A 12036-nucleotide genomic window follows, 5' to 3' on the forward strand; every position below is an offset into this window, starting at 1 on the left:
TCTTTATTTTTCTCGTTTAATCAAATAGGAAACCACTTCTGGTATAAAACTATCAGAAAGCCCTAAAAGTTTTAACTCCTCCATGGCTTCTCTTGATAAACGCTCAACTTCTTTTTTACTCTCTTCAATTCCATAAAGCGTCACATATGTTGTTTTCTGATTTTTTTCATCACTGTGTATTGGCTTTCCTAGTACTTCCATCGTACTAGTCACATCCAAGATATCATCTTGAATTTGAAACGCTAAACCAACTTTTTTTGCAATCATAGTAAAGCGAATAAGCTCCTCTTGATTCGCTCCCGCAAGAATCGCACCAATTAAAAATGAGGCCTCTAAAAGAGCACCAGTCTTTAACTCATAGATAAAAAGAAGTTCTTCTTTTGATAGGGCAGATCCAGTACGCTCTACGTCTACAACTTGCCCACCAATCATTCCATACATACCAGCTCTACTTGATAACATTTGATATGCCCTGGAGACTCTGTCATAAAGCACTAAGGCATCTGAGCTACTCTTTACTTCCTTCACACTTTCGAAAGCTCCCGCCACTAATTCAAATGCACCATTTAATAAAGCATCCCCTGCCAGTATTCCCATATCCTCACCATACTTTGCATGGGTGGTAAGTTTACCACGACGATATTTATCATTATCCATTGCTGGTAAATCATCATGTACGAGAGAATACGTATGAATCATCTCTAGTGCTACGGAAAATTTAGTAACGATATTATTAAGCGTTTTAAGCAACGTTTGATCAGTATTCTCATTCATAACATCCAGTGAAGATGCAATCAAAGCTTCTTTCTTCTCCTGTTGCTGCATCGCTTGATAAGTTTCTAATAGGATAATTGGTCTAATTCTTTTTCCACCTGCTAATAAACTGTAAGAGAATGCATCAAATACTGTTTTCTGTTGGCCTTGCTCTTTGGGAAGATATGCTGTCATCATCTCTACAAACTTCTCGGCTTTTTGTTGAAGCTTTTCTTCTATGTTCCTGTTCGCATCCATATGTTCTATCTCCCTACGAATATTTTATCTATTTGATTCTCAGAGTATGTGCCATTTATTTAAACACTCTCTCCCTCTTCTTCTAATATCATTAGTTGCTTCTCTACCTTGTCAATGGATTCATTGCATTGTTTTAGAAGTTTCATACCTTCTTGATATAGAGCAAAGGAATCCTCCAAACTAATATCCTCTTTTTCTAAATTAGACAGGATATCATTCAATTGTTCTAATGATTTCTCTAACCCTTTTGACTTCCCTGCCATTGTTACCTCCATGATTTTTAGTGATGTGGGTGATTTTCTTTTAATCTAATTACCGATCAATCGATTCAACACCTATTGTTTTTGCCTTTATCAATCCATCCGTAACAGCAATCGTTAACTCAGCACTGGGCCTTGTTTTCGTAATACTATTTACCACCTTACCAGATTCGTCTGATACATAGGAAAATCCACTTTTTAATTTATCCAGTGGTGAGGCTGCTTTTAATCGTTCTATTTGAATATCCAGCAAATGTCGTTTATGCCGAATTAAATCCTTCATCCGCTGTCTTAATTTATTTTCTAAATCAATGGTGTATTGTCTTTTTTGTCGAAGCGTATATACAGGGCTTAGATGAGTTAATTGTAATCGTTTTTGCTCCAGTACTGCTCTTGATAGCGTTATCTTTCTCATGACAGCTTGTACGAAAGAAGCATGATAATCAACTAAAGTTGATATTAACACATCAATCTCTGGTATAGCCAGTTCTGCTGCTGCAGATGGAGTCGGTGCCCTTAGATCTGATACAAAATCTGCAATCGTAACATCAGTTTCATGTCCAACTGCTGAGATAATCGGTACGCTACAATCAAAGATTGCACGAGCAACTATCTCTTCATTAAAAGCCCATAAATCTTCAATAGAGCCACCGCCACGGCCAACAATAATGGTATCTACACCTTTGGCTTCTAGTGTCTTAATTCCAGCTACTATGGTCTTTGCTGCGCCATCCCCTTGCACTTTAGCAGGATATAAGATTAATTGAACATAGGGGTTCCTTCTACTGCTTATGTTTATAATATCCTGAATAGCTGCACCGGTACTAGCTGTTACAATTCCCACTGTCTTTGGAAATGGAACGAGAGGTTTCTTATGACTTGTATCAAAGAGCCCTTCTTCACTTAACTTTCGTTTCAGTAATTCAAAACGCTCATATAAAAGTCCAAGTCCATCTAGCTTAATTTCTTTCGCATACATCTGGTATTTCCCATCGCGCTCATAAACACTGATTCCACCAAGGACGATAACACTTTGACCTTCCTCCAAGCGAAAAGGAAGACCAGTTCGATAGCCTGCAAACATTACACACGCCATCTGACCCGTCTCATCCTTTAACGTAAAGTAGATATGTCCCGACGAATGATACTTACAGTTCGATACTTCTCCCTTCATATAGATACGATTCAGGACATAGTCTTTTACAAACATATTTTTGATATAGTTATTTACTTGAGTTACGGAATATACTTGTTCCATACTAACACCCATTTATTCTACTATCTTAGCCAGAATACCATTCACGAAACTTGCGGAAGAATCTCCTCCATATTTTTTTGCAAGTTCTATGGCTTCATTAATCGCAACTTTTACTGGAACGTCCTCGTCAAATCGCATCTCATAGGTAGCAAGACGCATAATATTTAGGTCAACCTTCCCCATACGATTTAATTTCCAACCGCTGGAGGCATTGGCAAGAATCGTATCGATTTCTCCTAACTTTTCATTGATACTATCAAATCTCATATTCAAATATTCCTGTTGTTCCGGAGTAATACTCTCTAAGGAGTCAAAGTATAATAAAACTTGTTCCTCAAGCTCTGTAGGCTCATGAAACTCCTTACGAAACAGCATACGAAATAAATGTTCTCTAATCTCTCTTCTTGTCATCCTAACCTCCATGCACCCATCTATATAACAAACAGGGCTTATACAACTCTTAATCTTTCAATTGCATTTCTTCTAAATCTTGATCTACATGATCGATAAATTCCTTATAACACAAACGTTGAGGCTGCCACTTACACATAAGGTTATGTATTCATGACACCCTCACCGGTAAAATTCTTCCTTCATTATGAGTCAGTAAGCTGTCTCACCTCTAATGTTATTGCTTATCATGCTCGATTTCTACGCCAACTATACGAATGTTAACATCAGAAACCGATAACCCAGTCATACTCTCAATCGCTGCTTTCACTTTATCCTGTACCGCAGTTGAAGTTTTTGGTATGTTATATCCGTATTTCATCGTGATCGAAATTTCTACAGATACTGACTTCTCCATTAACTCTATCTTTACACCCTTGGAAAGATTCTTCATTCCAAGTTTTCCAACAATCTCTTTGGTAAGATTACCAGTAAGTGCTGCGACACCTTCTACTTCTGTTGCTGCTAATCCTGCAATTGTTGCCACAACATCATCTGCAATCTTAACCTCGCCAATTTTACTTGACGACTCCATGTGATATGCATTGTTCTTTTGGAGTTCTTTGTTCATATTTTTACCTCCTATATCTCATGCGTTTTGCGCGTTCTTTTTTTACTTTCTGCTTCTATTATAGCAAACGAACTTAAATTTGCAAAGTATTTTCTAACTATCTACATTATTTACGTTTCTAGTTTGGTTATTCAGAATTAGTAATGTTATAGAAGGAGTGATGTTTCATTAACCTCTTACGTATTCAGCAAGAAAAAGTACGCTTCTCAAACTTTTCCTTGCATGAATAAAAAAAGGAACTCATTTACTATCAAAAGAGTTCCTTTTTCGTCTTTATTATAAATCATTTTATCAATAGCCCATTCCCTACCAATTACATGATAAGATAATAAACCCTTAGTTAGCCTATTATTATCTTACCTTAACTATTCTACTACGATAGTTCCTACAACCGTAATTTGATCAAGTTTAGCACCAGTCTTTGTCATAACAACATCTTCAATAATAGCCATATCCTGTTCCGATAAATCAGGATCATTTACTACTACATCCACATGACCTTCATTGATAGTTACTACAGAATCACTAAATCCTTTTGCTTCCAGCTGAATTTCAGTCGCAGTTTCTTTTTCAGAGATTGCTGTTAACTCTAACACTCTATCCACAGCATCCTTCTTCTGCTCTTCTGGAATATTTTTGTTATCGATTATTGTATATAAATCTTCTTTGCTCTTTGCTCTATTTTGTTCTCTCGTTAACCTAGCATTTGCAAAAAAACTACTGTTGATAACATTACTATTTGCTAATACTGCTTCCCCTGGATTTGTGCTTTGATCATCTTTTGCTGTACCATCCTTTGAGTCACTTGCTACTGCATCCTCTTTATTTGCATCGTTTGATGCCTGTGTGCTATCTTTATCATTTCCTGCAACTTGATCCGTAGCGTCTGTTTCAGTATCAGAAGCTGTCTTATTTTCATCTAGAATAAGATTTCCTTTGTCATCAAGCGTTAGCTGATCCATTGAATCATCAGCGATATCAGCATATTCTTCTCCATCGTTATCAGAAGCAAAAATATCATCTCCAATAGCATCGTTGGTAGATGCTGCTACGTCCTTACCTGGATCTTTCGTACTGTCCTTGGCGAAGTTTAAGTATCCTGCCACCGCAATCATAAGTGCAAGTGCAGTAATAATAATTTGATTCTTCTTAAAAATATTTCTCATGTATGTAACCTCCATTTCTCACTATTCTATGGATTTTCGTGGAATTCCTAAAATCTCACTACATCCGCTACGATTGCTCAAATCAATCATTCATCTGCAGTACTTTAATCTTATGTGCAGGGACGTTAAATAACACCTTAATTGAGTCTACAATATCCACAGCTATCCTTCCGTCACCACCACCCTGTGCAAGTACTACAACGCCTTCAATCTGAGCCTCTATTTCCTTTGTGATATACGGAACATTCTCTCCCGATTCATTGGTTATAAGTACCGTTTCTTCCTGACTTTGCGTGCTACTGCTATCCCTTGTTCCGCCCTCATTATCCGTCTCCTTAAGAATCTCCTGACTGTACGGTGTATCTTTTAAAACGATTCGTTCTTTTGAGGTCTTTAGAGTAATCATAACTTTTACTTTCCCGATTCCTTCCACCTTTTCAAGCAGTTTCTCTAACTTGTTCTCGTAATACTCAGTATAAGTCTCTGCTTCTGAACTTTCAGTAGACTTCTTTGTTTCACTGATCACAGGCGAAACAGTTTCGGTGCTTGCTTTCTGTTCGGTCTCCTTTTCCTTTGAAAAAATATCGGGGAACGATGTGATTGCTAATATCAATCCTGCCAAGAAGAGTAGAATAAGCTGACTCTTTTTTATCTCTCCGAGATGAAACTTTTTCTCCGAGCTTTTCTTAGTTGTCTGCTCCTTCTTTTTTGTGTCTTTGTTCTTACCAACACCTTTCTCCTCCCAAGCATCTGTTTCCATCTCCATACAGGTCTTCTCTGTATTTTTAATGTTCCTCTCCATCGTGGTCCTCCTGTATACTAATATTTATATTAGATGAATCAACATTATAGAAGTCCGCCAGCACATTTTTTATATTAATTTCCATCGCAGACAGGCTTGTTTTCTGGTTTTCTACGCTTTTCTTCTCTTTTGAATCCACTTTTATTTGTCCTATTGTTACTGGGTCAATCTGATCTATTCCTAAATTCTCTCCCTCTTTTGACTTTTCACTCACTCTAAGGTAGGACGCTACTATATCCATTGCCAGAATTTCACCAAAGTTTATACTGTCTTTATCTTTATTTATTTCAATTGTCATACTTCTAAGGACCAACCCCTTCTCAGCCAGAAGTTTCTCTGTTTGCCCTCGTAAAACTTCCTTATATTCGCTAAACATAGACTCTTCACTAAGCTTTTCCATTCGGAATAAATCCTCACTGATATCCTCTGCTTCAACTAATGTTCCACGAGAATTGAGAGAAAAGTTAAGAATATCTTCTTTCCCAAACAGGGTTATGATTGGAGTAACCACTAATAGAACTAAAATTAACCCAGTCACTAATCCCACATATTTTTTATAATTGCTCTTCCCTAATAAGTTAAATATGACAGTCACTAAGATAAGAAAAATAATAATATTTTTCATCCAAGAATATAGCGAATTAATTATCCCCATCCAATCCCTCCTTGCTAACCATTTTTCTCACTCTTATGTTACTCTCATGGTTGAGACAGCTACTATGGTAATAACAATTTCAAAAAGTATTGCCGCTACAAACACCGTTTGAAGTAATAAAGAGGATGCTTCTGCAGAAGCACTAACACAATTCACGATTCGTTTATCAGAAATTGGCTGAATCGCTGCTGCTACTAATTTATAAATTAATACATAAATAATTAATTTTACGATTGGAATAGCGCAAAGTACTACAATTGCAACTAAGCCTGCAACTCCAATGGAGTTTTTTAAAAGTGTCCCCGCTCCAAGTACTGTTTCTGCCACGCCACTGAATATCCCACCGATTCCAGGTATCATTCGTGTTGCTTTAATAATAGAGGAACGTTTTACCTGATCAACAGCTGGTGTTATTAAACTTTGTACTGTACCAATACCGATAACGACCGCCAGTAAAGTCTTTAGCATCCAACGAATTAACGTAGCCAATAACTCCGATAGTTTACTAAGCATGTCCTCCTGCGATAGATTATTTGCAAGCACCGCCATCATATAAATATTGGTTAAAGGAAATACAATTTTTAGTAAGGCGTAATCAACAACTGTAACTAAAATAAGAATTCCTTGATAATATGCTGCTGATGTCGTCACCCCGGTACAAAAAGCTACAGACATACAGTAGGTGGGGACTAGAGCTTTCATAAAATTTAATACATTATGTAATGTATCCGTCGCTAATTTTGTAGCACCAATAAATGTTGTTGCTAATATAACAAACATGAGAAGATAGGTAACATAAAAACCGGTGTCTGCGATTTGACTGTTTTGAAACGTATGTGAGAAATTCGTAAATACTGCTGCTATTAACGCTATTGTTAGTAATTTCATTAAACTACTAAGATTACTCTTAAATTCTAGGCCTATGGACTGAAGTAGCTTCTGAACCACACCCTGAATAGAAAAAGACTCTGTTCCATTGGATAAATTCTTTACATACTCTCCAAAATTCATACTTTCTTCATTTCCTAACGCCTTATTTAATGACTTCTGTATTTGAGAATAGTCATACTCCTCCTCTTCGGTACTCATGGCATACGAGACACTTGTCTTTCCTATGAGGACAAAGAGGATGCATAGGAAGATTAGCTTTAGAATCCAAGTTCGTTTTCGTATCATCTTGTCCTATTCCTTTCGTTAAGCAGTCAAAAAACGGTCAATAGTATCAAGAAGTGCTAATAGCACTGGCATACTGATAGCCATAATGCAAAGTTTACCCGCTAATTCAATTTGATTTCCAATTGCGGAATACCCTGCATCCTTACATAGGTTAGAGGCAAATTCTGAAATATAAGTAATGCCAATAATCTTTAAAAGTATCGCTATGTACTCTGAATTTATGGACAGATATCCTTTTATTCTCTCTATTGACTTAAAGATCGTAGATAGCTTTCCTATTCCAAAATAAAAAATCAAGATACATCCCGTTAAACTTATAAAAAAAGCATATTCTGCTTTGCCACTTTTAAATAGATTCGCTGCCACGACTGCTATAATACCAATCAATGCGATTTTTTCCATATCTCACACCTTTCTTCTACAAGATACTTATGCAACTTGTTGTAGTATTTTATTGTTGTAGTACTTTATTGTCCCAGGCATAATTCCTACTTCTTTCACACTGCTTTTATTTTTTCAAATGAGCATGTGTGACTCCTTACATTTGAAATAACTTCTGTATGTAGTCAAAGAGGTCTGCGATATAAGGGATTACCCAATAAAGTACAATCAAAAGTCCGGCGAGACTAGTAATAATTGTATAATCATTTTTATCTGACTGTTTTAGAATTTGATTGATTACCGAAACTAAAATTCCAACAGCAGCAATTTTGAAGATTAAATAAACCGACATAGGTTCCTCCCGATTATAGTACTAAGATTGTAACGAAGATTCCTAATAGCACCCCCAGACTACGATAGAGACGAATCTTCTCTTTTGCATCTAAATTAATCTCCTGCATATCTTCTTCTACTTGAGTGATGTACCAATCAATATGGTTCATCTGCATGTCCTTATCGAGATAACCAAGTTGTTTTCCAAATTCCAAAAAACATGTCCTATCTTTTTTCGTAAGAGAAGTATTGGATAGCTCTTCTTTCATTGCTCTTTCCCAAATTTCTGCAAGACTTATCCCAGAAAATTCTGCAAGTTCCTTCGATACTCTTTTAAAAAATGGTGTTAATCGTCCATCATGACGCTTCGCAATATTCTCTAATGCCTCTGGTAGTGCAGTCTGTGCATATCGTATATCTCCACGTAAAAGAATTGCAATTGTCTTTGCAGCTCTTAAGTCTTCTAACCTTTTTCTTATTTCATTCCCAAACAGATATCCCATACCAGCACTAGCGCCTATGATTAAGGCGCATCCTGTTACTCTCAAAAATAATACAAACATCGATTCACCCCTCCTAGCTTATGCATAATACAATCTACTACCTCTCTCATCATAGATTTCTGTCACCTTACCGATGGAATCTCGATTATTTAGAATAATGTAACGCTCAAAAACATGTTTTTTAATAAGTTCCCCTAACAATGGCTTGTCTCTTACTTCTTCAATCGTCCCCCCATGTACCGTAGCAATCATCTTAATTCCACAACCCATCGCATAGTGAATAGCTTCGATGTCCTCTCCCAGACCAATTTCATCAACAGCAAGTACAGAAGGCGACATCGACCGAATTAGTAACATCATTCCTTTTGCCTTTGGACAGCAATCTAAGACATCGGTACGTATTCCAAGATCATTCTGAGGAGTTCCCATATAACAGGCTGCTATCTCCGACCGTTCATCCACCACACCAACCTGTAAACCTTCTCTGCAGAACCCATCTTTTACGTCTTGTTCTCCATCGGAAAGTTGTCTGATAATGTCACGTAGCAATGTTGTTTTACCACAACCTGGAGGAGAAATAATTAAGGTATGATAGATGTTGTCCTCTCGTAGAATATATGGCATTACCAAGTCTGCACACCCTTTCACCTGATGAGAAAGACGTATATTAATAAAGGAGATATACTTCATACTTTTTATTTTACCTTCCTCTAGGATTACCTTCCCAGCAATACCAATACGATGACCACCTGCAATTGTTATAAAGCCTTGCTTTAATTCTTCTTCAAATGCATAAAGCGAATAATTACTTATGTACTCCATGGTTTCTTTCACTTCTGCTTTCGTAATTATAAATGCATCATCCATTGATTTTGTTAGATGTGCGTTATTATCGATCACATATTCCTTATTGTTGTATCGAACCAGTAAAGGGCTGTCCACTCTTAACCGAATCTCTTGCAAACGATCAAAATCTAACACTGTTTTTGACAACAGAGTACGTAATTTCACTGAGAAGATTTTGAGTAAATCGTCTTTCCTATTCACATGAATCACCACTGCCTTTCTTTCACTAGGTGTTGTCCTGTTTTTACAGTATATGAACACATGGATAGATTATGAATAAAAAAAATAAGAAGAAATGCACGACTTTTTTCATCAAAAGAATTGCTTTCTTCCTTTAAATAGAATATGATTAAGGGCAAAAGATTTACTCTAATAGAATTTTACTATACAAGAAACAGCGCAGAAATGAGGTTAAACATGGACTACGGACTAATTGGAGAAAAGCTAGGCCATAGCTATTCCAAGATTATTCATGAACAGCTTACAGATTATCAATATGAGATACACCCATTAAGTAAGGATGAGTTTCCACTCTTTATGGAAGAAAAGAATTTTAAAGCAATCAATGTCACAATTCCTTATAAACGTGATGTCATTCCCTATCTGGATGTCATTGATGAAAAAGCAAAAAAAATCGGTGCAGTTAACACCATTATAAACAACAATGGGAAACTCACCGGATATAATACTGATTATGATGGTTTTTACTATACTTTAGTAAAAAATAAAATTAATGTAAAAGGAAAGAAGATATTAGTTCTAGGTAACGGCGGAGCTGCTCTTGCGGTTTTAGCCGTATTAAATACCTTAGATGCAGGACAAATTCTTATTGTGAAATATAAAGAAGAATCTGGTTGCATTACTTATGAGGAAGCAAAAGAACAGCATCATGATGCCTCTATTATCATTAATACTACTCCAGTTGGAATGTATCCTAATTGTGATGTAAGCCCGATAGATTTAACACCATATCAGAACTTAGAAGCGGTTGTCGATGTTATCTATAATCCACTCATAACCAAACTACTTGCTCAGGCGAAAGAACGACAAATAAAAGCTGTAAATGGTCTTTCGATGCTTGTTGCACAAGCTAAATATGCAGTGGAACACTTTAAAAATTGTAAGCTTAGTGATGAGTTGATTGATCCGATTTATGAAAAAGTGGAAGCTTTATTAATGAAATAATCATCTATCATTTGATAATACTTTATCATCTAAACATAAGGTGTAAAAAGACTAAAAATAGGAAACTTAGCCTTTTTACACCTTATCTTTTTGCACTTTAACTTTTAATTCTATCTATAACCTTGATATCTATCTAATTTACATTAGGCTAATGCTTCACTTACTTCTCAATCCCGCTCTAATACTTTCTATAATATTTTAATAAGATATAGTCCATAAGTTTTCATCTATAAGATTTTATATTACACAGAATATAAAAATTCTTTACATATCCATAATATGGTATTATAATATATCTAAGCGATATATCTAAGGAGGTATTACATGCTGGAATCAATTCTTTTAGGTATGGTATTAGAGGAAGATTTAACGGGGTATGACATAAAAAAACGCATCGAAACTGGTATCGGAGTTTTCTATAAAGCCAGCTTTGGTAGTCTATACCCTGCACTAAAAAAAATGACGAATAAAGGTTACTTAAATGCTTATGAAAAGTCACAGGGCGGCAGACAAAAGATTTTTTATCATATTACTGAAATTGGCAAAGAAAATTTTTATGATTGGCTCTCCTCCCCAATGAATGTATTGGATGGCACGAATACTCACTTAGCTAAGGTTTATTTTTTTGATCAATTGCCACAGGAACTTCGAGAACATCAACTACTTCAGCATGAATTAAACAATATAACTTATTTACATAAGCTTGAGGCTCTAGAAAAAGAATTTGATAAATTGGAGCATAAGGAATGCTTTTATCATAAGCTCTCAACACTCTATTATGGTATATGTATTACACGTGAAACGATAAGATGGTGTCAACAGGTAAGAAAGCAACAACCATTGTCTGAATTAATAACGAATGAGAAAGTATTATAGAATATAATGACAAAAGCATATTTTTCTGATACAGAATTAGCGAAAGGATGGCTTTTATAAAGCCACAGGTGATGCTATGCTAGCAAAATCTCCGAGTGGAGCTTTGAGTCCATATTACTATAAAGGAGGATACTTTCACGGGATACATTACGGAAGTTATTTTAATGATATGGATGCCTTGTTTACTATGATGGAAAAGGAAGAGCAATTTATTTTAAATTCACCCCAAATGAGGAGAATCTTAATCGATTTATATGAAACGAAATTAACAAAACCTGCATTGCAAAAAATGATTCAACATATCGAACAGATAAGTCCAAGAATTATTAAACTAGCAATAGCAAGTGATAAGAAGAGTTTAAGTAGCATTCATAGAGCAATGAAGAAAGCTAGTATATTAGGAACTGGTCAACTTTATCTAGGTACAGACATGGAGGATGGGAAGACATGGTTAGTTAGTGATAGTAATTTATAAACGATGAAACAATAACAGAGCGCAGTCGCTTCAGCGACATATTTCCATGTACGTGGGTGCGTATCCCTAAGAGAGTTTTTAATGTATA

16 protein-coding genes are annotated in these 12036 nt (G+C 35.9%); 3 read left to right on the plus strand and 13 right to left on the minus strand.

Annotation, left to right across the window (positions count from 1 at the left end):
• Positions 1-3 precede the first annotated feature (3 nt).
• From CC92_RS0103435 to spoIIIAA, 13 genes are all read right to left on the minus strand, one after another.
• Positions 4-1011, minus strand: a complete 1008-nt coding sequence (locus CC92_RS0103435; RefSeq protein WP_029504461.1) for a polyprenyl synthetase family protein — start codon at positions 1009-1011, stop codon at positions 4-6.
• A 59-nt stretch (positions 1012-1070) separates the two neighbouring features.
• A complete protein-coding gene (gene xseB, locus CC92_RS0103440; RefSeq protein WP_155998450.1) occupies positions 1071-1274 on the minus strand; it encodes an exodeoxyribonuclease VII small subunit in 204 nt (67 codons plus the stop codon).
• A gap of 49 nt (positions 1275-1323) precedes the next feature.
• Positions 1324-2529, minus strand: a complete 1206-nt coding sequence (gene xseA / locus CC92_RS0103445) for an exodeoxyribonuclease VII large subunit (RefSeq protein ID WP_029504458.1) — start codon at positions 2527-2529, stop codon at positions 1324-1326.
• 12 nt (positions 2530-2541) lie between these two features.
• The gene (gene nusB / locus CC92_RS0103450) at positions 2542-2940 is read right to left on the minus strand and encodes a transcription antitermination factor NusB (RefSeq protein ID WP_029504457.1); all 399 of its coding nucleotides are present in this window, start codon (positions 2938-2940) and stop codon (positions 2542-2544) included.
• Positions 2941-3157: 217 nt separating this feature from the next.
• Positions 3158-3550 (minus strand): Asp23/Gls24 family envelope stress response protein, encoded by a 393-nt coding sequence (locus CC92_RS0103455; RefSeq protein WP_029504456.1) that lies wholly within the window; start codon positions 3548-3550, stop codon positions 3158-3160.
• Between the two features lie 365 nt (positions 3551-3915).
• On the minus strand, positions 3916-4716 hold the full coding sequence (locus CC92_RS0103460) for a SpoIIIAH-like family protein (protein ID WP_034218484.1): 801 nt from the start codon (positions 4714-4716) through the stop codon (positions 3916-3918).
• A gap of 82 nt (positions 4717-4798) precedes the next feature.
• The gene (locus CC92_RS0103465; protein ID WP_051650860.1) at positions 4799-5518 is read right to left on the minus strand and encodes a hypothetical protein; all 720 of its coding nucleotides are present in this window, start codon (positions 5516-5518) and stop codon (positions 4799-4801) included.
• Positions 5502-6173 carry a stage III sporulation protein AF gene (gene spoIIIAF / locus CC92_RS0103470; RefSeq protein WP_029504453.1) on the minus strand — a complete coding sequence of 224 codons (672 nt, stop codon included), beginning with the start codon at positions 6171-6173 and terminating at the stop codon, positions 5502-5504. The genes CC92_RS0103465 and spoIIIAF overlap by 17 nt, the downstream gene beginning before the upstream one ends.
• 33 nt (positions 6174-6206) lie before the next feature.
• Positions 6207-7349, minus strand: a complete 1143-nt coding sequence (locus tag CC92_RS0103475; protein WP_081841934.1) for a stage III sporulation protein AE — start codon at positions 7347-7349, stop codon at positions 6207-6209.
• 18 nt (positions 7350-7367) lie between these two features.
• Positions 7368-7751, minus strand: coding sequence for a stage III sporulation protein AD (gene spoIIIAD, locus CC92_RS0103480; RefSeq protein ID WP_029504451.1), 384 nt, complete (start codon positions 7749-7751; stop codon positions 7368-7370).
• 136 nt (positions 7752-7887) lie between these two features.
• Positions 7888-8082 carry a stage III sporulation protein AC gene (gene spoIIIAC / locus CC92_RS0103485; RefSeq protein WP_029504450.1) on the minus strand — a complete coding sequence of 65 codons (195 nt, stop codon included), beginning with the start codon at positions 8080-8082 and terminating at the stop codon, positions 7888-7890.
• 13 nt (positions 8083-8095) lie between these two features.
• The gene (locus CC92_RS0103490) at positions 8096-8626 is read right to left on the minus strand and encodes a stage III sporulation protein AB (RefSeq protein ID WP_029504447.1); all 531 of its coding nucleotides are present in this window, start codon (positions 8624-8626) and stop codon (positions 8096-8098) included.
• A gap of 18 nt (positions 8627-8644) precedes the next feature.
• Positions 8645-9613 (minus strand): stage III sporulation protein AA, encoded by a 969-nt coding sequence (spoIIIAA, locus tag CC92_RS0103495; protein WP_029504445.1) that lies wholly within the window; start codon positions 9611-9613, stop codon positions 8645-8647.
• Between the two features lie 216 nt (positions 9614-9829).
• On the opposite strand from spoIIIAA, the gene CC92_RS0103500 reads away from it, so the two are divergent.
• The 3 genes from CC92_RS0103500 to CC92_RS0103510 all read left to right on the plus strand — a co-directional run bounded on the left by CC92_RS0103500 (position 9830) and on the right by CC92_RS0103510 (position 11948).
• Positions 9830-10597, plus strand: coding sequence for a shikimate dehydrogenase family protein (locus CC92_RS0103500; RefSeq protein WP_029504443.1), 768 nt, complete (start codon positions 9830-9832; stop codon positions 10595-10597).
• A gap of 324 nt (positions 10598-10921) precedes the next feature.
• The gene (locus tag CC92_RS0103505; protein ID WP_029504442.1) at positions 10922-11473 is read left to right on the plus strand and encodes a PadR family transcriptional regulator; all 552 of its coding nucleotides are present in this window, start codon (positions 10922-10924) and stop codon (positions 11471-11473) included.
• Between the two features lie 76 nt (positions 11474-11549).
• Positions 11550-11948: a hypothetical protein gene (locus tag CC92_RS0103510; protein WP_029504441.1), complete on the plus strand. Its 399-nt coding sequence runs from the start codon at positions 11550-11552 to the stop codon at positions 11946-11948.
• Positions 11949-12036: the final 88 nt, after the last annotated feature.

The sequence above is a fragment of the Lachnoclostridium phytofermentans genome (genome assembly GCF_000733755.1).
GTDB classification, from domain to species: domain Bacteria; phylum Bacillota; class Clostridia; order Lachnospirales; family Lachnospiraceae; genus Lachnoclostridium; species Lachnoclostridium phytofermentans_A.